Source organism: Micromonospora globispora, assembly GCF_003857015.1.
In the GTDB taxonomy this organism is placed as follows: Bacteria; Actinomycetota; Actinomycetes; order Mycobacteriales; family Micromonosporaceae; genus Micromonospora; species Micromonospora globispora.
Map to the genome: position 1 here is coordinate 1 of NZ_QGGF01000075.1, position 19,525 is coordinate 19,525.

Sequence of the window (19,525 nt, forward strand, 5' to 3'; positions counted from 1 at the left end):
ATCAGCACCCGACCGGCGACCTCGTCGGCCACCGCGAGCGGGGCGAGGGTGGTCTTGCCGGTGCCGGGCGGCGCCACCAGGACCGCGGCGCCGGCCGCCCGCAGCGCCTCGGTCAGCGCGGGCAGTACCGGCCGGACCGGCAGGTCGAGGGGTACGTCGGAGAGCACGCTCCCACTCTCGCATCCGCTGCTCGGGGCCTGGATGACGCCCGCCGCGGCCGAGCTGTTCCACATCTCACATTGACCTTCGCCCATTCCGTTGCGTTGGGTGAGGGTCATGGCACGGATCGCGTACGACGACAGCAGCGCGGCAGCGTTCACCGCGACCCGGCACCTCGACGCCGACGGGCTGGCGAGCTGGCGGGCCGCCGTGGCGCGGCACCTGCCGACGACCGCCGGTGCCCGACTGCTCGACCTCGGCGCCGGCACCGGCACCTGGGCGGCCGCCTTCCGCGACTGGTACGGCGTGGACGTGGTGGCGGTCGAACCGTCGGCCGCCATGCGGGCCCGTTCGGTGTACCCGGGGATGGTGGCCGGTGCGGCGGAGGCCCTGCCGCTCGCGGCGGCCAGCGTGGACTCTACGTGGATCTCCACCGTGATCCACCACCTGCCGGACCTGCCGGCGGTCGCCGCCGAGCTGCGCCGGGTGCTGCGGCCCGGCGCACCCGTGCTGGTCCGCTCGGTCTTCGCCGGGCGGGGCGGGGGAATCACCCTGTTCCGCTGGTTCCCGGAGGCGCTGCGGGTGGTGGAGAGCTACCCCTCGGTGGCCGAGGTGTGCGCCGCGTTCGAGGAGGTCGGCTTCGCGCCGGCGGCGCTGGAGTCGGTGCCCCAGATCAGCGCCCGGTCACTGCGGGAGGCCGCCGACGGACTGCGCCGGTCCGCGCACACCCCGCTGCTGCTCCTCGACGACGCCGACTACGCGCGCGGGCTGCGCCGGATGCGCGCCGCGGCCGAGCGAACCCCGGACGCGCCGGTGGTCGACTCGATGGACCTGCTGGTGCTGCGCTGAGCAGGGAAAGGCCCGGCCGGCAGACCGCCGACCGGGCCCGGGACACGACGATGGCCGGGCCCGCCGACCCGGCCACCGTCCCCACCCCCTAGTACGTTCCGTCGAGCTGCCCCCGCAGCTTCGTCAGCGCCCGGGCCAGCAGCCGGGACACGTGCATCTGCGACACGCCGATCTGGTCGGCGATCTGCGACTGGGTCAGGTTGCCGTAGAAGCGCAGCGTGAGGATCTTCTGCTCGCGCTCGTCGAGCGTGGCGAGCGCCGGGCCGAGGGCGACCCGCAGCTCGGCCAGCTCGAACTCGTTGTCCTCGCCGCCGAGCATGTCGCCCAGCTCGGTCGCCCGGTCGCCGTCGCCGGTCGGGGTGGACAGCGAGACCGCGTTGTACGCGCGGGCGCCCTCCAGGCCCTCCAGGACCTCTTCCTCGGTCAGCTTGAGGTGGGCGGCGATGTCGGCGACCGTCGGTGAGCGGCCGAGGGTCTGCAGCAGCGAGCTGTTGGCGTCGGAGATCGCGAGTCGCAGCTCCTGGAGGCGACGCGGCACCCGGATGTCCCAGGTGCGGTCGCGGAAGTGGCGCTTGAGCTCGCCGATGATGGTCGGGATGGCGTAGCCGGCGAAGTCGACGCCCCGGGAGGGGTCGAACTTGTCGATCGCCTTGATCAGGCCGACGGCGGCGGTCTGCGCCAGGTCGTCGGTGGGCTCGCCGCGACCGCTGTAGCGGTGGGCGAGGTGGTTGGCGAGCGGCAGCCAGGCCTCGATCGCCTTGTCGCGCATCGAAGCGCGCGACGGGTGGTTGGCGGGCAGCGCGGCCATCGCGTTGAGCAGATCGGCGGCGCTGTCGGTGAGGGCGCGCGGATCGAGCTTCTCGGTGGTGGACGGCGGTGTGGTCGCCTGCTCGCTGGTCGTTTGCGCGGTCATGGGTGGTCCTCCCTGCACCTCGTCCGCGAGTAAATGACGTGACGCTTTGGTTTAGCTTCAGATGGGCCGTTCGGGACTCACCTTAACCTGATCGTCTCTGCGAAATCTAGCCGAAAGTACGATGTACTTAAGGGAATTTCCGACATGAAAGCCTGTTAGCAGACATAACTTCGGCGGCTTGTGATCGTTCTTACCGGCCGGACGCCGGTGACGGATGGACGGTCGGCGATCTGCCTCCGCCAACCGGTCAGCGGAAAACCGGCAAACGGTTCGCATTGGCGACGTTCCGTCGTTGTCCCGTCGGTGAGACCGCCCGTAGCGTCCGTGAGTACACGTCTACGGAGGCACCGTGCTCGATTCCGCCGCCCCGCAACTCGTCGTCAACGCCCGCCTGCTGCTGTTCAGCTGGCTGCCGGCGGACCCCGACGCGGTCGCGGCCCTGGTGCCGGACGGGCTGCGGCCCCGCCCCGACCGTCAGGTCTTCCTCTGCCAGTACGTGGTGGACGACGAGAGCCAGACCTCCGGCTTCGGGGCGTACTCGCTGACGTACCTCGGGGTCTCGCTGGTGGGCATGGACCCGCCGGAGGGCGACGTGCCGGGCGGGTGGTGGACCCACTACCTCGCCTCCAGCCCTCGGGTACGCGAGTACGCGGCCGTCCGGGGCGTTCCGGTGTCGGCCGGGCAGACCAGCGTCAACGTGCGGGGCGAGCAGCTCACCGCCGAGACCCGGGTCGACGGGCGACCACTCATCCGGACCGTGGCCCGGGTCGGCGACACCGGTCACGTGATCCGCAGCGGCCACCACCGCTATGTGACCGCCCGGGACGGGGAGCTGATCAGCGCCGACTACCCGTACGTCGCCGAGCCGGTGGCGCCGTTCGAGATCGAGTCGGTGGAGTTCCTCGTCCCCGAGCACCCCGTCTACCCGCTGCGGCCGGCCAACCCGCTCACCATCGGCTGGGGCTTCTACTCCCCGCGGGTGTCGTTCGCGTACCCGGCCGGTCCGCACGCCCTCGACGGGACGCCGGTCGCCGAGCCCGCGTAGGGCGCGCTCACCAGGTGCCCGCGCGCCGGGCCCGCAGCGGCCTGCCGTCCGGGTCGTAGATCAACCGGTACGCCGGCAGCGCCCAGATGCGGGTGCGCCAGGGCAGCCGCTCGGGCTGGTGCGGGCGCAGCCGGCCCGATGGGCGGGGGCCGACCCGGCCCGAGTCGTGCCAGCGTTGCAGCGCGTCCGCCGCCGAGGTGATCGCCGCGACGGCCGAGGCCGGGTCGAGCAGATCGTGATCCTCTCCGCCGTCCGGGTCCCGGTCCAGGTGCTCCCGCCACAGCCGCAGCCGCAGGTCCCGGGCGAAGACTCGGGCACCGTCGCCCAGGCCACCCGGATCGGTGGGGGCCCGCTCGTCGCGGGTCTCGTCCAGTACCGCGCAGGAGAGCTCGCTGTCGTGGGTCCAGGACCGGCGGTTGAAGTTGTCGCTGCCGACGCTGACCCAGACGTCGTCGACCACACAGACCTTGGCGTGGACGTAGACCGGAGTGCCGTCGTGGTTCTCCACGTCGAAGACGTGCACCCGGTCCGGCGCCGCCTTCTGGCAGAGCGAGAGCGCCTGCTCCCGGCCCACCATGTTCGGCGGCAGCGCCAGCCGGCCGTCGACGTCGGGATGGCGGGGCACCACGGCCACCAGGTGCAGCTCCGGCTGCTCCCGCAACGCCCGGGCGAAGAGCTCGGCCACCTCGGTGGACCAGAGGTACTGGTCCTCCACGTAGATCAGCCGACGGGCCCGGCGGACCGCCTTGGAGTAGCCCCGCGCCACGGTGCGCTCCCCGTCCGGGGCGAACGAGTACCGGGGCCGCACCGCCGGGTAGGTGCGCAGCACCTGGATCTGGTGCGGGCCGCAGGGCGGGGGATCGGCGGGCTGCGCAGGCAGCGGGTCGGGCGACAGGTCGGCGTGGCGCAGCCGGTCCCGCAGGTACGCCAACGGGTTCTCCGAGTCCAGCGGCATCGGGTCGGTCCACCGCTCCCGGAACGTGGTGTCGAGCGCGCCGACCACCGGGCCGCGGACCGCGAGCTGCACGTCGTGCCAGGGCGGCTGGTCGCCGTACTTCGGCGACATGGCGACCGCCTGCGGGTCGCCGCGGTGCTCCGCGTCGTCCCGTCGGCTGTGGCAGAGGTCGATCCCGCCGGCGAAGGCGATGTCCCGTTCGGGGGCGTCCGGGTGGCGCAGCACCACGAGCTTCTGGTGGTGCGAGCCGCCGCGCCGGACCCGCTGGTCCAGCAGGACCTCGCCGCCGGCCGCGCAGAGCGCCTCGCTGAGGCTGCGGTTCTCGGCCTCGCTGTAGGAGAGCGCATCGAGGTGGGAGCGCCAGATCAGGCCCTTGACCACCACCCCGCGCTGGGCGGCCTGGGCGAAGAGCTGCACCACCGTGGGGCCGTCCGGGCGCATCCGCTCGTCCGGGTCGCCCCGCCAGTCGGTGAAGAAGAGGTGGTCGCCGGCCTTGAGCGCCTCGACCTCGCGGACCAGCCGGTCGAAGTACGCGGCACCGTGAATCAACGGCTCGGCGAGGTTTCCGCTCGTCCAGACGGGTAACTCAGACACCGGGTTGGCACGTTCCTGCGCGGTGAGGAACCAGTCCTGCATCGCCACGCCAGCCTCCCGAGGTCGACAACGTCCTCACCGTAGGACCCCGGCGACAGGTACGCATGCCGGCCCACCGGCCGGCGGCTTCCGCGCGAGGTCCGCCAGACATCCAGACACGAAACCGAGGAGGCCACACCATGCCCGCCGAGACGACGAACACCGTGACCGAGTACCGCGAGCAGGCGGTCGAGGGTGAACGGGGTGCGCTGTTGGCGGTCCTGGTGATGGTGATCCTCGGCGTGGCCGGCATCTTCGCCGTCTCCTGACCGCGTGACCGCAGGCTGGGCGCCCCGGACGAACCGGGACGCCCAGCGCGTACGGGCCGGTCAGGGACGGGCGCCCTCGCCACCGGTGTGCGGCAGCCGCCCGGCCGGGATCACGCCGAGCCGGCCGGCCTGGAAGTCCTCGACCGCCTGGATCAGCTCGGCCCGGGTGTTCATCACGAATGGCCCGTAGTGCGCCACCGGCTCCCGGATCGGCTGCCCGCCCATGATGTAGAGCTCCAGGGCGGGGGTGTTGCCGTCCTGCCGGTCGTCCGCGGTGACCCGCAGCGCGTCGCCGGGGCCGTGCACCGCGAGCTGCCCGATGTGGATCGGCCGCCGGTCGGTCCCGACGGTGCCGCGGCCGGCCAGCACGTAGACCAGCGCGTTGAAGTCCGGCCGCCAGGGCAGGTTCAGCTCCGCGCCGGGCTGCAGCGTCACGTGCGTGATGGTGATCGGGGTGTGGGTGGAACCCGGCCCCCGGTGCCCGGCGATCTCACCGGCGATCACCCGGATCAGCGCACCGCCGTCCGGGGTGGTGAGCAGCGCCGACTCCTTGCCGCGGATGTCCTGGTAGCGCGGGGGGTTCATCTTGGCCGCCCGGGGCAGGTTGACCCAGAGCTGCAGGCCGTGGAAGAGGCCTCCGCTCATCACCAGGTGCTCCGGCGGCGCCTCGATGTGCAGCAGGCCGGAGCCCGCCGTCATCCACTGGGTGTCGCCGTCGGTGATGGTGCCGCCGCCGCCCTGCGAGTCCTGGTGGTCCATGATCCCGTCGATCATGTAGGTCACCGTCTCGAAGCCGCGGTGCGGGTGCCACGGGGTGCCCTTCGGCTCGCCCGGGGCGTAGTCGACCTCGCCCATCTGGTCGAGGTGAATGAACGGGTCCAGGTCGGTCAGCGGGACCCCGGCGAAGGCCCGGCGGACCGGGAAGCCCTCGCCCTCGTAGCCGCTCGGCGCGGTGGTCAGCCGGCGGACCGGGCGGAAGGTGGTGGACTCGTCGAGCTTCGGCAGGCGGGGCAGGACGAGGACGTCGTCGACGGTGATCGCGGGCATCTCGGGCTCCTTACTTGTCAGCCGGGGTGGACGACGCGTCGCGGTCGGCGCGCAGGCGCCGGCCGAGCCGCTCGAAGACCCGGGTGAGGCAGGCGACCTCGGCGTCGTCGAGGTCGTCCATCAGGTGGGCGCGCACGGAGCGCAGGTGGTGCGGTGCGGCCTCGCGCAGCGTCAGGAGGCCGGCGGCGGTGAGCACCGCCTCGCTGCCGCGGCGGTCCTCCGGACAGGACTCCTTGGCGACCAGGCCGCGCTTCTGCATCGAGGTGATCTGGTACGTCAGCCGGCTCGGCGAGAAGACCAGCCGGCTGGCCAGCTCACCCATCCGCAGTCGCTGGCCGGGCGCCTCGGAGAGCAGCACCAGCACGTGGTAATCGGCGAAGCTCAGCTCGCTGTCCGCGCGCAGGTCCTCCTCGAGCTGGGTGAACAGCCGCTGGCTCGCCTCGATGTATGCGCGCCAAGCGGTCATCCGCTCGGGGCTCAGGCTCTCGGTCACGGGTACGAGAGTAGCACTCTTTCAAATTTCAACAAGCGCCCTGTGACGCGCCTTATCAGCATTAGGTTGGCGCATGTGGGGGAAGCTTTTGCGATTTGAAGGGATGGCGTCTCCGGAGAATGCGCGCGCCTGACGTGGGCCGGCGTGCCAGACTGCCGGCCGTGGATGATGTCGAGCTGACCGCGCCGGGCCTGCGGCTGCGCCGATGGCGGCACGAGGACGCCCCGGCCGTGCTGGCCGCGCTGAACGAGCCGGCCATCGCCCGATGGAACTCGCAGGACGTGACCGACCTGACGCGGGCCGCCGCATGGATCCGGTGGCGCGCCGACTGGAGTTCCGGCACCCGGATGTCCCTGGCCATCACGGACGCGGCCGACGGGCGGCTGTTGGGCGGCGCGTCGCTCAACCAGATCCACCACGGGAACGCCTCGATCGGGTACTGGACGGCCGCCGCCGCGCGGGGCCGGGGCGTCGCCTCCGCAGCCGCCGCCGCGCTCACCGCCTGGGGCTTCGCCGACCTGGGCCTGCACCGGATCGAGCTCTGCCACGCGGTCGCCAACCCGGCCTCCTGCCGGGTCGCCGACCGGGCCGGCTACCGGCTCGAAGGCACCCTGCGCGAGTCCCACCTGTACGGCGACGGCCGGCGGTACGACGAGCACCTGCACGCCCGGCTGGCCACCGACGCCTGACAGGCCGTCCCGGCTAGGGTCGGGGCGTGAATGATCTCGAGCTGCTCGACTGGCGGGAACGGGTCGCCCGGCTGCACCTCTCCGACCTCGACCTCGCCGGGTTCCGGGCGGCCCGGGACGAGCTGTTCAGGTCCCACCCGCAGAGCCCGCTGCCGGCCGCCGACCGGGCCGCCTTCACCGGGCTGCGCTACCACCCGCCGAACCCGGAGGCGGTGGTCGAGGCGCCGCTGCGCCCCGCCTCCGGCACCGAGAGCATCGACACCGGCGGCCCGGACGGCGTGGTCCACTACCGTCGGGTGGCGATCGCCGAGACCCCGTGGGGGCCGCTGACCCTGTGGTGGATCGAGGCGTACGGCGGCGGGCTGTTCGTCCCGCTGCGCGACGCCACCTGCGGCAGCGACTCCTACGGCGGCGGGCGGTACCTGACCGACACGGTGAAGGGCACCTTCGGCCGGGGCCTGACGGTGCTCCCCGGCGACCGGGTACGCCTCGACGCCAACTACCTCTACAACCCGAGCTGCGCGTACGACGACCGGTGGGCGTGCCCGCTGGCGCCGCCCGAGAACCGGGTGGACGTGCCGATCCGGGCGGGGGAGCTGGCGTACCGGCACTGACGCGTCAACGCCCCGGCGCCACCGGCACCGGGGCGTCGAAGGTGACGGTCAGCGGGCGGTCGCGCCGGTCGGCGTCAGGTGCATCCGCCCCAGCAGCTGCCGCGCCTGGTCGGCCAGGTCCGCGTCCACGGTGATCGCGTACTGGCTGGCCCGCAGCGAACTGGCCGAGGTGAAGTCGCGCTGGCCCCCGCTCATCGCGTGCGCCACGGCACCGAACACGGCACCCCAGATCGCACCGATCACCAGTCCGACCAGGATCACCGCCACCCAGCTGCCCGCGGTGAAGATGCCGAAGAGCAACCCGATGAAGAGCCCGAACCAGGCGCCCGTACCGGCGCCCACCAGGGCCGCCCGTCCGGTGGTCATCCGGCCGAGCACGGTCTCCACCAGGGTCAGGTTGGTCCCGACGATCGACGTGCGTTCCACCGGGAACCGGTTGTCGGCCAGATAGTCCACCACGCGCTGGGCGGACGGATAGTCCGGGTACGAGCCGATCGTCACGGTCGGTGGACCGGCTTGCGGCCCGTGTCCGTCCCCGCTGGGCGGTGCCGGCCGCCCCGCCGGACCGGACGGGAGGTTGTCGCTGCCCGGCAGCCCGGGCCGCCAGGCCGCGGTCGGATTCGAGGGTCTGGTCATGAGCATCCTCCTTCGTCAACCCGGCGCGTTCCCACCGGCGGCGGGCGGTAACGCGGATCGCCGGCGCGGCGGAGGCATGTCGCCCGGACGGCCCGGGTAGGCGCGGACGTGGAGCCCGGACGGATCAGCGAGCACGGCTTCCTCGCCGACGGTCGCAGCGCCGCCCTGGTGGACCGGGCCGGCGCTGTGAACTGGTGGTGCCCGGCGCGCTTCGACGGCCCGTCGGTGTTCGGCCGGCTGCTCGACGACGACGCCGGGCACTGGAGCATCCGGCCCGAGGACCCCTTCACCACCGAACGGTCGTACCTGGACGACAGCCTGGTGCTGCGCACCGTCTTCACCACGCGGAGCGGGTCGGTGGCGGTGACCGACGCCCTCGCCCTGGAGCCCGGCGCCCGCGGGCACGAGATCGGGCTGCGGTCGCCCCGCGTGCTCGCCCGGGTGGTCGAGGGACTGTCCGGTGCGGTGCCGATGCGGGTGAAGTACCGGCCGCGCTTCGAGTACGGCCGGGTCCGCGCCTACCTGACCGGCGGCGAGGGAACCGTCGACGCCGTCGCCGGCCCCACCCGGCTGAGCCTGCGGGCCAACGTCCCCCTCACTTGCGGCCACGGGACGGCGTCCGGGCGGTTCACTGCCCGCGCCGGCACCGCCCACCACTTCACCCTCGGGTACGCCCCCACCTACGACGGTGGCGAGCCCGCCCTCCCCGACGCGGACCAGGTGGTGGCCGAGACGGTCGCCGGCTGGCGCTCCTGGGCCGGCCTGCACGACTACCGCGGGCTCTACCGGGACCAGGTGCGGCTGAGCGCGATGGTGGTACAGGGCATGACGTACCAGCCCAGCGGGGCGGTCGTCGCCGCGGCGACCACCTCGCTCCCTGAGGAACTGGGCGGCGACCGCAACTACGACTACCGCTTCGTCTGGGTCCGCGACTTCAGCCTGACTCTCCAGGCGCTCTGGCTCGCCGCGTGCCCCGACGAGGCGAACCGGCAGTTCGCCTGGGTCGCCCGGGCGATGGGCGAGATCGACGACCAACCCGTGCCGATCATGTACGGCGTCCAGGGCGAACGCGACCTCACCGAACACCACCTCGACGACCTCGCCGGGTACGCCGACAGCCGGCCGGTCTTCATCGGCAACGACGCCTGGAAGCAGCGGCAGACCGACGTGCTCGGCGAGGTCCTCGACGCTGCCTGGCTGATGCGGTACTACCTCGACCCGATGTCACCCGACGTCCGCGACCTGCTGCGCGCCCTGGCCGACCGGGCGGTGCGGGACTGGCGCCGGCCGGACGCCGGGATGTGGGAGGCGCGCGACGTCGAGCGGCACTACGTGTCGTCCAAGGTCCAGTGCTGGACCGCGCTGGACCGGGCGGTGCGGTTCGGCGCGCGGATCGGTACGCCGGACGACGTGGCCCACTGGACGGCGGCCCGGGACGAGGTGCGCGCGGCGGTGCTGACCCGCGGCTGGAACGAGCGGCTCCAGGCGTACACCGGGGCGTTCGACTCCGACCACCTGGACGCCTCGGTGCTGATCATGCCGCTGGTCGGCTTCCTCCCGGCGGACGACCCCCGGATGCGCTCCACCATGAACGCGGTGGAACGCCGGCTCTCCCGTGACGGCCTGCTGCGGCGCTGGGACGACGACCCGGCCGGCTTCGTCATCTGCTCGTTCTGGCTGGTCGGCTGCCTCGCCGAGGCGGGTGAGGTGGACCGAGCCCGCCGGCTCTTCGAGCAGCTCGCCGCCCGGGCCAACGACCTCGGCCTCTACGCCGAGCAGATCGACCAGGCCACCGGGGAACAGCTGGGCAACTTCCCGCAGGCCTTCTCGCACATCGGCCTCATCAACGCCGCGGGCAAGATCACCGATGCCGTCGAACGGTTCGGTGACAGGGCCGCCCGACGACCCGTGCCGACCGGCACGGCAGCCACGGAGGGAGCACGCAGATGACCGGACGCCTGGCGGGGAAGACCGCCTTCATCACCGGCTCGGACTCGGGCATCGGACAGGCCACCGCCATCGAGTTCGGCCGCGAGGGGGCCGACGTGGTGGTGCACTACCTGCACGACCACGCCGGAGCGAACCACACCAAGGCCGAGATCGAGAAGGCCGGCCGCCGGGCCGTGGTGGTGCAGGGCGACATCAGCGTCGAGCACCAGGTGGAGGCCATGTTCGACGAGGCCCTCGCCGAGTTCGGCACGCTCGACATCCTGATGAACGACGCCGGGGTGGACGCCTCCGGCATCCCGGTGGCCGACCTGGACACCGAGACCTGGGACCGGTGCATCCGCACCAACGTCTACGGCACGTTCTTCTGCTCCCGCCGCTTTGTGCGGCACCGCCGGGACCAGGGCGGCGGCGGGCGGATCATCAACATCACGTCCATCCACCAGGAGGTCGCCCGGGCCGGGGGCGCGGACTACGACACCAGCAAGGGCGCGATGCTGGAGTTCGCCAAGAGCCTGGCGCTGGAGGTGGCCCCGATGCACATGAACGTCAACAACATCGGACCCGGCATGGTGCTCACCCCGTTCAACCAGCGGGCCATCGACGACCCGAAGTACCTGGAGGAGCAGGTGCAGAGCATCCCGTGGAAGCGCGCCGCGCAGCCGCAGGAGATCGCCAAGGTGGCTCTCTTCCTGGCCAGCGACGACGCCGACTACGTCACCGGGTCGACGTACTTCATCGACGGCGGCCTGATGCAGAACCAGGGCCAGGGCGCCTGAACCTCGCCGGGCCGGTCCGCGACAGCCGGGCGCCAGGTGGGCAGGATCGGGGATGCGACTGGTCATCACCGCGGACACCCACGTACCGAAGCGGGCGCGGGACCTGCCCGCGCCGCTCTGGGCCGCGATCGACACCGCCGACCTGGTGCTGCACGCCGGCGACTGGGTGGACGTCGCGCTGCTCGACGCGGTGGAGGCCCGGGCCCGCCGCCTGGTCGGCGTGTTCGGCAACAACGACGGGCCGGCGCTGCGGGCCCGGCTACCCGAGGTGGCCCGGGTGGAACTGGACGGGCTGCGGGTGGCGGTGGTGCACGAGACCGGGCCCAAGACCCGGCGGGAGGAACGCTGCGCCGCCCGCTTCCCCGACTGCGACCTGCTGGTCTTCGGGCACTCGCACATCCCGTGGGACAGCGTGGCCCCGGGCGGCCTGCGGCTGCTCAACCCCGGCTCACCGACCGACCGGCGGGCCCAGCCGTACGCCACCTACCTGACCGCGCGGGTGGCGGCGGGGCGACTCGACGAGGTCGAGCTGCACCGCCTGCCACCCGGCTGAGTCACTGCCCGCGGCCGGTCTCCGCCTGGAGCTCGTCGATCCGCCGGGACGCCTCCGCCTTGGTCAGGCCCTCCGGCACCTCCTCGCCGGCCTCCCGGGCAAGGGTGTGCAGGTACGACTCCTGGGCGGCGGTCGGCGGCTCGTCGCCGGTGACCCACTCGTCCGGATCCTTGATGGCGGCCTCGGGGTTGGCGTTGCCGTTGCTGCGATCGGTCATGATGATCACCTTTCCTCGAACAGGTGTACCAGTACCCCTGGTTTCCGGGCTTCATGCCGGTCGGCCCGGCCCCGCATACGATCATCGGATGGACCGGGCGGGTGTGGTGGTGGTCGGCGCGGGGATCGCCGGCGTGGCGTGCGCGACCGAGCTGGCCCGGGCCGGCATCCCGGTGGAGATCCGGGAGCGGGGCCGGGTTCCCGGCGGGCGGATGGCCAGCAAGCGGTTCGACGGCCGCCCCGCCGACCTCGGCGCGGCGTACTTGACCGTCAGCGACCCCGATTTCGCGGAGGTGGTCGAGGGCTGGCGGGCGGCCGGGCTGGCCCGCGAATGGACCGACACCCTGGTGTCGTACGGCCCGGACGGCCGGCGCGAGGCCTCCGGCCCGATGCGCTGGGCCGCGCCGTGGGGCCTGCGTTCCCTGGTCGAGCACCTGGCGCGGGACCTGCCCGTGGTCCTCGACCGGCAGGTGCTCACCGTCGAGCCGGGGCCCCGGGTCGACGGGCGGTCCTGCGAGGCGGTCGTGCTCGCCATGCCGGGCCCGCAGGCGGCCCTGCTGCTCGACCCGGCGCTCACCGCGGCGACCCGCGCCGTGCAGCGGCAGCACTGGTCCCCGGCGCTGACCGGGGTGCTGCGCTTTCCCGCGCGCCGCTGGCCCGACTTCCGGGGCGCCTTCGTCAACGGGCACCCGGTGCTGAGCCTGGTCTGCGACGACGGCGACCGGCGCGGCGACAACGCACCCGTGCTGGTCGCGCACACCACGCCCGAGTTCGCCGCCCGCCACCTCCCGCAGCCCACCGCCGCCGGTCCGGCCGTCGAGGAGGCGGTCCGCGACCTGCTCGGCCTGCCCGAGCCCGCCGAACTGGTGCACGTGCACCGGTGGACGTACGCCAAGCCCGCCCCGGGCGGCGACGGGACGTACCACCTCGACGACGACGGGATCGGGCTCGCCGGGGACGCGTTCGGCAAGCCCCGGGTGCAGAGCGCCTGGCGCTCCGGTCGGGATCTCGGTCGGGCCCTGGGCGAGCGGTTGATCGCGGTCCGTGGCTGACCGGCGGCACTGCGCGACAGCCCCTGGTTACCGGCAGGTATCCTGCCGACGGGAGGTGCGCGCGACGTGATGGCTGCGGGCGGTCGGCGGGGTGCGGCATTGACCGGGGACGACCGGTCGCCGTTCCCGGCCGAGGGGCTGCGCCACGACGCCCTGCTCTACGACCATGACCGCGACTACCTCGACGGCATCCGCGACTTCGTCGCCGCCGGTCGGGCCGCCGACGAGCCCGTGCTGGTCGCCGTGCCCACCCACCGGTTGCCGCTGGTCCAGCCGGTCCTCGACGGGCTCGGCGGGGTCGAGCTCGCCGACATGGCGGTGATCGGGCGCAACCCGGCGGCGATCATCCCGACCGCCCTGCGCGACTTCGTCGACCGGTTCCCCGGCCGCCGGCTGCGCATCGTGGGGGAGTCGCTCTGGCCCGGCCGGCCGTCGGTTGCGTACCGGCACTGCATGGAGCACGAGGCCGTGCTCAACGTCGCGTTGGCCGACCGCCCGGTGACCGCCCGCTGTCTCTTCGACCGGTCCGGGCTGCCCGCGGCGGCGCTCGCCTGCGTCGGGCACACCCATCCGTGGTTGGTCAGCGGGGGAGTGGCCCGGATCAGCCGCGACTACCAGCGCCCCGAGTCCGTCCTGGACCAGCTCACCCGCCCCCTCCCCGCGCCGCCGCGGGACGCCGTCACGGTGCTCGTCGAGCCCGCCGGGCTCGCCGCGCTACGGGCGACGGTCGCCACGGTCGGCAGCGCCGCCGGGCTCACCGAGGAACGGGTCGACGACCTGCGGATCGCCGTCACCGAGCTGGCGTCCAACGCGCTCACCCACGGGGCGGGGCCGGCCACCGCGCGCTGCTGGGTCGAGCGCGGCGAGCTGCTCTGCGAGGTCAGCGGGCGCGGCGAACTCACCGACCCGCTCGCCGGCCGGATCCCGCCGCCGCGGGACGGCGTACGGGGCCGCGGCCTGCTGCTGGTCCACCAGCTCTGCGACCTGGTCGACGTGCACACCGCCGACGGGGTGACGACCATCCGGCTGCACCTCGATCTGGACCGGGATCCGCTGCCCCCGGCAATCCCGGTGCCCCGCTCAGCCCCGGGCGCCACCCAGAACGGGTTCGCCCTCGCGCCCCCGCTCTGACGGGTCTTGGGTCCGTTCGCCCTTCCGGTCGAGCAGCTGCATGACCGGCGTGGCCGCGATCCCGTGCACCACCACCGAGACGATCACCACCAGGCCGACCGTGGCCCAGACCAGCTCGGCCTGCGGGAAGTCGGTCTTGCTGGTCGCGTACGCCAGGTAGTAGAACGAGCCGACGCCCCGGATGCCGAAGAGCGAGATCACCCAGTGCTCCGCCGGGCGGCCCGGCGCACCACGCAGCGACAGCCAGCCGGCCAGCGGCCGGACCACGAAGACCAGGGCCAGCCCGACCAGCGCCGCCGGCCAGGTCAGCGGGGCGAGCAGACCGCCGATCACCGCACCGCCGAAGAGCAGCAGCAACAGCACGGTGAGCAGCCGCTCGATCTGCTCCGCGAAGTCGTGCAGGACCGAGTGGAACTCGTGGGTCCGTTCCGCCGCCCGGATCGCCCGGGCGGCGACGAAGACGGCCAGAAAGCCGTACCCGCCGGCCACCTCCACCAGCCCGTACGCCAGGAAGGTGGCGGCCAGCGCGAGGAAGCCCTCGGCGTGCCGCGCCAGCCGCAGCTCGCTCGGCGCGCGAAAGAAGAGCTTGCCGAGCAGCCAACCGATCAGCAGCCCGCCGCCGACCCCGACGGCCAGCTTGTAGAGCACGTCGACGGTGAACCAGCGGCCCAGCCAGTCGGCCGGGGCCAGGCTGGTGGTGGCGAACGCGATGGCCGCGTACACGAACGGGAAGGCCAGCCCGTCGTTCAGGCCGGCCTCGGAGGTGAGCGCGAAGCGGACCTCGTCCTCGGAGTCCTCCACGTCGGTCGGCTCGCCCACCTGCACGTCCGAGGCGAGCACCGGGTCGGTGGGGGCGAGCGCCGCGCCCAGCAGCAGCGCGGCCGCCGGCACCAGACCCGCCCACCACCAGCCCAGCAACGCCACCGCCGCGATGCACAGCGGCATCGCGACCGCCAGCAGCCGCCAGGTCGACGACCAGCGCGCCCAGCTCAGCGGCCGGTCGATCTTCAGCCCCGCGCCCATCAGCGCCACGATCACGCCGACCTCGGTGAGATGGGTGGTCACCTCGGGCCAGCGGAGCGGATCCGGGCTGGGCAGGCCGATGGGCAGCAGGAAGACCAGCATGCCCAGGCCGAGGAAGGCGATCGGCATGGACAGCGGCCGGCGCTCCAACACCCGGGGCAGGATCCCTGCCAACAGCGCGCCGACACCCACCAGCGCGAACGCGACATCGACCGGTTCCACGGCACCACCCTTCCCGCCGCCGGGGTGCGGCCAGGTGGTGACCAGTGCCCCGTACGGGGGGCCGCTATACCTCGGTGTCCGTCTTGTCCCCGGTGGGGCCGGTCACCTCGGCGCCGGCCCGGCGCGGGGCGCGGACCGACCTCGTCGGGTCGGTGAGGGCGGCGATGGCGCTGTCCGCGAGGCCGTCCAGCAGCGCGGCCGGATCGTCGTAGACCGCGACGGCGCCCGAGCCGGCCAGCTCGCCCCGGCTGGTGCCGCCGCAGGTCAACCCGATGCATGGGATGTTCAGCTTGCCGGCGGCCGCGACGTCCCAGACCGAGTCGCCGACGAACACCACTCGCTCCGCGGTCAGCCCGGACTGCTCCAGCGCGGCGACCAGGATGTCCGGCGCCGGCTTGCTCTGCTGCGCGTCTGCCGAGGAGGTGACCGTGTCGATGACGTCGTCGGCGTCCAGCGCGGCCCGCAGGGCGGCCACCTCGTGCTCGGCGGCCGAGGTGGCGAGCACCACCCGCAGCCCGCGCCCGGCGCACGCCCGGAGCAGCTCCCGGGCACGGGGCAGCGGGCTCAGCCGCTCCCAGTACTCGGCGTAGAGGCTGTCATGCGCGTCCCGCAGCTTGCCGTCGGCGTCCCGGTCCCGTTCCGGCCCGAGCAGATGGTCCAGAAGCTTGTCGGACCCCATGCCGATGGACCGGTGGATCGTCGCCATGGGCACCAGGTGGTCGGCCTGGCGCAGCGCCTCCCACCAGCTCACCGTGTGCAGATAGGTGGTGTCGACCAGGGTCCCGTCCACGTCGAAGAGGACGCCGCAGCGGTTGTCCGTAGGCATGTGTCCCCTTCTACCCTGCGGCGCCCGCGCCGACGCGCGACTCACTCGCCGGGAATGAGGATCTCGAACCAGACGGTGGAGCCGCGGACCGTCGGGTCGGTGCCCCAGGCGTCGCTCAGCTCCTCGATGAGACCCAGACCGCGACCGCGGCTGCTCAACGTGTCGGTCTGCGCCCGGGTCACCGTGCCCCGGGTGCCGTAGTCGGCCACCGACACCAGCAGCCGCTCCGCGCTCAGGTCGATCTCTACCCGGGCGGCGGTGCCGGCGTGCAGCAGCGCGTTGGTGGTCAGCTCGCTGGTGCAGAGCACGGCGGCGCCCACCACCGCCTCGGGCACCTGCCACTCGGTGAGCTGCGCCGCCATCCAGTGCCGCACCCGGCTCGGGGCGGTCGGCTCGGCGGGGACCTCCATGCTGGCCGAGCGGCTCGGCCGGACCGCGTGTTCCACCGCGAGGACCGCCACATCGTCCTCGGTGGCGCCCGGCACGGCGCCGCTGGCCACCGCGCAGAGCGCCCGGGGATCGCCGCTGCTCGCGCCGGTCACCGCCGCCCTCAATCCGTCCAGGCCGGCGGCGAGGTCCTGCCAGCGCCGTTCCACCACGCCGTCGCTGAACAGCAGCAGCGTGTCGCCGGGGGGGAACGGCACGGTGGTCGTCCGCGGCCGGCAACCGAGGCCCAGCGGGGCGGCCGGCGGCACCTCGACGTACTCGGCGGTGGGCTCGCCGTCCGGCGGGCAGCGTCGGATCAGCGGCGCGGGATGCCCGGCGCTGGCCAGGGTGATCTGCTCCCGGTCGGCCTCGACGACCCCGAACACCACGGTGACGAAGAGCTCGTGCGTCCCGGCCTCGGTGCCGAGGCTGGCCACCAGGCGGTCCAGCCCGGCGAGGACCGCGTCCGGGCGGGGGTCGCTCAGCGCGAGCGCCCGCAGCGCGGCCCGGACCTGTCCCATCCGGGCGGCGGCCTGCACGTCGTGGCCGGCCACGTCCCCGAGGACCACGCCCAACGCGCCGGTCGGCAGCAGGAAGGCGTCGTAGAAGTCGCCGCCGGCGGCGTTGCCGTCCACACCGGGGGAGTAGCGGGCGGCGATGCGCAGCCGGGGCAGGTCCGGCAGCTGTTCCGGCAGCATGCTGCGTTGCAGCAGCTGGGCGGTGCCGTGCTGGGTCTCGAACCGGCGGGCCCGCTCGGCCGCCTGGCCGATCAGCTCGGCCGAGGCGGCGAGCAGCGCCCGCTCCGCGGCCGACCAGGTGTGCGGGGCCTGGTACCCGACCGCCAGGGCGCCCCGGATCACCGAGGAACGCAGCGGCAGGGTGGCCAGCGCACGGATCTTCTGGTCGTGCCGGTCCACCGCGGTCTCGCCCAGCGGCTGGCCGTCGCTGGTGTAGAAGGGGATCCCGCTGCGGGCGGTGGCGACCACCGGGCTGGGGGACTCGGCCGGGGCCCGGCGCCAGAGCGGGGGCAGCCGCTCGTCCGCCTCGTCGAGCAGCTCTCCCCGGATCCGTCGGACCAGCCGCCAGTTGCCCCCCTCGTCGATGGCGAAGGAGACCCGGTCGGCGTCGAACGAGTTGATCGCGTACCGGAGGGTGACCCGGGCGACGTCGTCCAGGGTGAGGGTGCCGGAGAGCGCGGCCGCGAAGTCGCTCAGGCTCTGCAGCTGGTGGGTGAGCTGGGTGGTCTGCGCCGCGACGCTGAGCACGCCGATGATCCGGCCACCGCTGTCCCGGACCGGGGAGTGGCCGCGGGTGAAGACCGCTGGCTCGCCGGTGCCGGCCAGGTGCCGCTCGACCGGCAGCACCGCCTCCCGTTCGAGGAAGGACTCACCCCGCCGGTACGCCCGCTCCACCACCTGCCCGGTGCCGGGGTCGTGCCAGATGTCGGCGAACACCTCGGCCGCCGGCCGACCCAGCGCGTCCGGGTGCCGGGCGCCGATCAGCTCCGCGTACCCCTCGTTGTAGAGGAGCACGAGGTCGTCGCCGTACAGCAGGGCCATCGGCACCGGGGAGGCCAGGATCAGGTCGACCACCGCCCGTACCGCCGGGTCCCACCGCTCGGGCGGCCCGAGCGGCGTGCTGTCCCACGGGTGGGCCAGCACCGCGGCCGCCGCGCCGGAGCGGGTGGCGCTCGAGCCCGCTGGCGCTCCCGGGACCGGGGCTGATGGCGTGGGGACTCGCCCGACCGTGCCTGGCATGACCGCAGCCTAGCCCGAGCGTGGCGCGGACGTTCCGATCATGCCGGGGCGACGCTCCGTGGCCGCGACGGACGTGGTCGTTCCGGCAGGCCAGAGCCTGTTCGGGCCGACATGTCCGGAAATCTCGGGTGGGCGGCGCGGCGTGCCACCCGGACGACGGGGTATGCGGGCGTCGCAGTTCACGCGACAGGAGGGACACCATGCAGAAAACCCTCGCGGTCGGGCAGGCCAACATCGGCGACGCCCTGGCCGATATGTGGAGGTCGGTGCTGCTCTTCATCCCGAGGGCCATCGCGTTCATCGTGATCCTCGTGGTGGGTTGGCTCATCGCCCGAGCCGTCCTCAAGATCGTGGACGTGGCACTGGAACGGGTGGGCTTCGACCGAGCGGTCGAACGGGGCGGCATCAAACGCGCGCTCGAACGCACCAAGTACGACGCCAGCGACATCCTGGCCAGGTTGGCCTACTACGCGGTCCTGCTGTTCACCCTGCAGTTCGCCTTCGGGGTGTGGGGACCGAACGCGATCAGTGACCTGATCCGGGGGGTCATCTCCTGGCTGCCGCGGGCGTTCGTGGCGATCGTCATCATCGTCGTGGCCGCCGCCATCGCCAACGCGGTGCGGGACCTGGTCACCGGTGCGCTGGGCGGGCTGTCGTACGGCAAGATCCTCGCCGACCTGGCGGCGGTCTTCATCCTGGCGCTCGGCATCATCGCCGCGCTGAACCAGGTGGGTATCGCCACGACCGTCACCACGCCGGTGCTGATCGCGGTGCTCGCCACGGTGGCCGGCATCCTGATCGTCGGGGTCGGCGGTGGTCTGGTGAAGCCGATGCAGAACCGCTGGGACGGCTGGCTGGACCGGGCCGCGGAGGAGTCCCGGGCGATCCGGGAGCAGCGCCAGGCGCAGGGTGCCGGGCGTACCGACTACGAGCGGCAGATGGCCGACCGGAGCGCGGCCGAGCGTACCCAGGTCATGTCGCGCGGGCAGGAGACCATGTCCGGCGCCCGGGGCGGGCAGGGCACGTACCAGTCCGGGAACGTGGGCGAGGAGACCCAGCAGTTCGGTCGACCGGGCAGCTGAGCCGGCCGATGCACGACGGAGGGTGTCCGCGGGGCGATCGCGGGCACCCTCGCCGTGTCAGGCCAGGTAGCGGGGGTCCAGCGAGCGCGCCAGCGCGCAGACCGCGAGCAGGCGGGTGAGCAGCCAGTCCGGCTCGGACCAGTCGGTCAGGTCGGCCGGAGGCTCCCAGCCGTGCTCCAGCGCGGCGGCGCGGACACCCTGGGCGTACC

Annotated in this window: 22 protein-coding genes; 11 read left to right on the top strand and 11 right to left on the bottom strand. The window is 73.4% G+C overall.

Going from position 1 to position 19,525, the window contains the following annotated elements:
- Nucleotides 1–233, bottom strand: a 233-nt coding sequence (locus DKL51_RS02555; RefSeq protein ID WP_148097710.1) for a hypothetical protein, incomplete at its 3' end; no start/stop codon positions are given.
- Nucleotides 234–276: 43 nt separating this feature from the next.
- Between DKL51_RS02555 and DKL51_RS02560 the strand changes: the two genes are divergently transcribed.
- Nucleotides 277–1,008 (top strand): class I SAM-dependent methyltransferase, encoded by a 732-nt coding sequence (locus tag DKL51_RS02560; RefSeq protein ID WP_109946743.1) that lies wholly within the window; start codon nucleotides 277–279, stop codon nucleotides 1,006–1,008.
- A gap of 88 nt (nucleotides 1,009–1,096) precedes the next feature.
- Here the strand turns inward: DKL51_RS02560 and DKL51_RS02570 are convergent, their stop codons facing one another.
- Nucleotides 1,097–1,921: a SigB/SigF/SigG family RNA polymerase sigma factor gene (locus DKL51_RS02570; RefSeq protein ID WP_109946742.1), complete on the bottom strand. Its 825-nt coding sequence runs from the start codon at nucleotides 1,919–1,921 to the stop codon at nucleotides 1,097–1,099.
- A 349-nt stretch (nucleotides 1,922–2,270) separates the two neighbouring features.
- Between DKL51_RS02570 and DKL51_RS02575 the strand changes: the two genes are divergently transcribed.
- Nucleotides 2,271–2,966 carry a hypothetical protein gene (locus tag DKL51_RS02575; protein ID WP_109946741.1) on the top strand — a complete coding sequence of 232 codons (696 nt, stop codon included), beginning with the start codon at nucleotides 2,271–2,273 and terminating at the stop codon, nucleotides 2,964–2,966.
- A gap of 7 nt (nucleotides 2,967–2,973) precedes the next feature.
- Here the strand turns inward: DKL51_RS02575 and DKL51_RS02580 are convergent, their stop codons facing one another.
- On the bottom strand, nucleotides 2,974–4,563 hold the full coding sequence (locus tag DKL51_RS02580; RefSeq protein WP_109946740.1) for a phospholipase D family protein: 1,590 nt from the start codon (nucleotides 4,561–4,563) through the stop codon (nucleotides 2,974–2,976).
- A gap of 131 nt (nucleotides 4,564–4,694) precedes the next feature.
- Between DKL51_RS02580 and DKL51_RS36080 the strand changes: the two genes are divergently transcribed.
- Nucleotides 4,695–4,823, top strand: a complete 129-nt coding sequence (locus tag DKL51_RS36080) for a hypothetical protein (protein WP_260428348.1) — start codon at nucleotides 4,695–4,697, stop codon at nucleotides 4,821–4,823.
- Between the two features lie 60 nt (nucleotides 4,824–4,883).
- Here the strand turns inward: DKL51_RS36080 and DKL51_RS02585 are convergent, their stop codons facing one another.
- Together DKL51_RS02585 and DKL51_RS02590 are read right to left on the bottom strand one after the other, a co-directional pair.
- Nucleotides 4,884–5,870: a pirin family protein gene (locus DKL51_RS02585; RefSeq protein ID WP_109946739.1), complete on the bottom strand. Its 987-nt coding sequence runs from the start codon at nucleotides 5,868–5,870 to the stop codon at nucleotides 4,884–4,886.
- A 10-nt stretch (nucleotides 5,871–5,880) separates the two neighbouring features.
- A complete protein-coding gene (locus DKL51_RS02590; protein ID WP_109946738.1) occupies nucleotides 5,881–6,363 on the bottom strand; it encodes a MarR family winged helix-turn-helix transcriptional regulator in 483 nt (160 codons plus the stop codon).
- 161 nt (nucleotides 6,364–6,524) lie between these two features.
- On the opposite strand from DKL51_RS02590, the gene DKL51_RS02595 reads away from it, so the two are divergent.
- Together DKL51_RS02595 and DKL51_RS02600 are read left to right on the top strand one after the other, a co-directional pair.
- A complete protein-coding gene (locus tag DKL51_RS02595) occupies nucleotides 6,525–7,052 on the top strand; it encodes a GNAT family N-acetyltransferase (RefSeq protein WP_109946737.1) in 528 nt (175 codons plus the stop codon).
- Nucleotides 7,053–7,078: 26 nt separating this feature from the next.
- Nucleotides 7,079–7,666 carry a DUF1684 domain-containing protein gene (locus tag DKL51_RS02600; RefSeq protein WP_109946736.1) on the top strand — a complete coding sequence of 196 codons (588 nt, stop codon included), beginning with the start codon at nucleotides 7,079–7,081 and terminating at the stop codon, nucleotides 7,664–7,666.
- Between the two features lie 48 nt (nucleotides 7,667–7,714).
- Here DKL51_RS02600 and DKL51_RS02605 read toward each other — a convergent pair whose 3' ends face one another.
- Nucleotides 7,715–8,302 (bottom strand): general stress protein, encoded by a 588-nt coding sequence (locus DKL51_RS02605; RefSeq protein ID WP_109946735.1) that lies wholly within the window; start codon nucleotides 8,300–8,302, stop codon nucleotides 7,715–7,717.
- Nucleotides 8,303–8,410: 108 nt separating this feature from the next.
- On the opposite strand from DKL51_RS02605, the gene DKL51_RS02610 reads away from it, so the two are divergent.
- The 3 genes from DKL51_RS02610 to DKL51_RS02620 are packed head-to-tail and all read left to right on the top strand — an operon-like array spanning nucleotide 8,411 to nucleotide 11,581.
- The gene (locus DKL51_RS02610) at nucleotides 8,411–10,252 is read left to right on the top strand and encodes a glycoside hydrolase family 15 protein (RefSeq protein ID WP_109946734.1); all 1,842 of its coding nucleotides are present in this window, start codon (nucleotides 8,411–8,413) and stop codon (nucleotides 10,250–10,252) included.
- On the top strand, nucleotides 10,249–11,028 hold the full coding sequence (locus DKL51_RS02615) for a glucose 1-dehydrogenase (protein WP_109946733.1): 780 nt from the start codon (nucleotides 10,249–10,251) through the stop codon (nucleotides 11,026–11,028). The genes DKL51_RS02610 and DKL51_RS02615 overlap by 4 nt, the downstream gene beginning before the upstream one ends.
- 52 nt (nucleotides 11,029–11,080) lie before the next feature.
- Nucleotides 11,081–11,581 carry a metallophosphoesterase family protein gene (locus tag DKL51_RS02620; protein ID WP_109946732.1) on the top strand — a complete coding sequence of 167 codons (501 nt, stop codon included), beginning with the start codon at nucleotides 11,081–11,083 and terminating at the stop codon, nucleotides 11,579–11,581.
- Nucleotide 11,582: 1 nt separating this feature from the next.
- Here the strand turns inward: DKL51_RS02620 and DKL51_RS02625 are convergent, their stop codons facing one another.
- Complete coding sequence (locus tag DKL51_RS02625) at nucleotides 11,583–11,798, bottom strand: DUF3072 domain-containing protein (protein ID WP_109946745.1); 216 nt, start codon at nucleotides 11,796–11,798, stop codon at nucleotides 11,583–11,585.
- Between the two features lie 103 nt (nucleotides 11,799–11,901).
- On the opposite strand from DKL51_RS02625, the gene DKL51_RS02630 reads away from it, so the two are divergent.
- The gene (locus tag DKL51_RS02630; RefSeq protein ID WP_109946744.1) at nucleotides 11,902–12,849 is read left to right on the top strand and encodes an NAD(P)/FAD-dependent oxidoreductase; all 948 of its coding nucleotides are present in this window, start codon (nucleotides 11,902–11,904) and stop codon (nucleotides 12,847–12,849) included.
- Nucleotides 12,850–12,948: 99 nt separating this feature from the next.
- A complete protein-coding gene (locus tag DKL51_RS02635; protein ID WP_165823217.1) occupies nucleotides 12,949–13,980 on the top strand; it encodes a sensor histidine kinase in 1,032 nt (343 codons plus the stop codon).
- Here the strand turns inward: DKL51_RS02635 and DKL51_RS02640 are convergent.
- From DKL51_RS02640 to DKL51_RS02650, 3 genes are all read right to left on the bottom strand, one after another.
- Nucleotides 13,930–15,225, bottom strand: coding sequence for a cation:proton antiporter (locus DKL51_RS02640; protein ID WP_109946730.1), 1,296 nt, complete (start codon nucleotides 15,223–15,225; stop codon nucleotides 13,930–13,932). The two genes, DKL51_RS02635 and DKL51_RS02640, sit on opposite strands and share 51 nt — an antisense overlap.
- A gap of 64 nt (nucleotides 15,226–15,289) precedes the next feature.
- On the bottom strand, nucleotides 15,290–16,051 hold the full coding sequence (locus DKL51_RS02645; RefSeq protein WP_243421060.1) for an HAD family hydrolase: 762 nt from the start codon (nucleotides 16,049–16,051) through the stop codon (nucleotides 15,290–15,292).
- 41 nt (nucleotides 16,052–16,092) lie between these two features.
- Nucleotides 16,093–18,234 carry a SpoIIE family protein phosphatase gene (locus tag DKL51_RS02650; RefSeq protein WP_109946729.1) on the bottom strand — a complete coding sequence of 714 codons (2,142 nt, stop codon included), beginning with the start codon at nucleotides 18,232–18,234 and terminating at the stop codon, nucleotides 16,093–16,095.
- 200 nt (nucleotides 18,235–18,434) lie between these two features.
- Between DKL51_RS02650 and DKL51_RS02655 the strand changes: the two genes are divergently transcribed.
- On the top strand, nucleotides 18,435–19,316 hold the full coding sequence (locus DKL51_RS02655; RefSeq protein ID WP_109946728.1) for a mechanosensitive ion channel family protein: 882 nt from the start codon (nucleotides 18,435–18,437) through the stop codon (nucleotides 19,314–19,316).
- A gap of 57 nt (nucleotides 19,317–19,373) precedes the next feature.
- On the opposite strand, the gene DKL51_RS34675 is transcribed toward DKL51_RS02655, so the two are convergent.
- Nucleotides 19,374–19,525 (bottom strand): DUF6401 family natural product biosynthesis protein (locus DKL51_RS34675; RefSeq protein WP_260428349.1); only part of this gene is annotated, 152 nt, incomplete at its 5' end.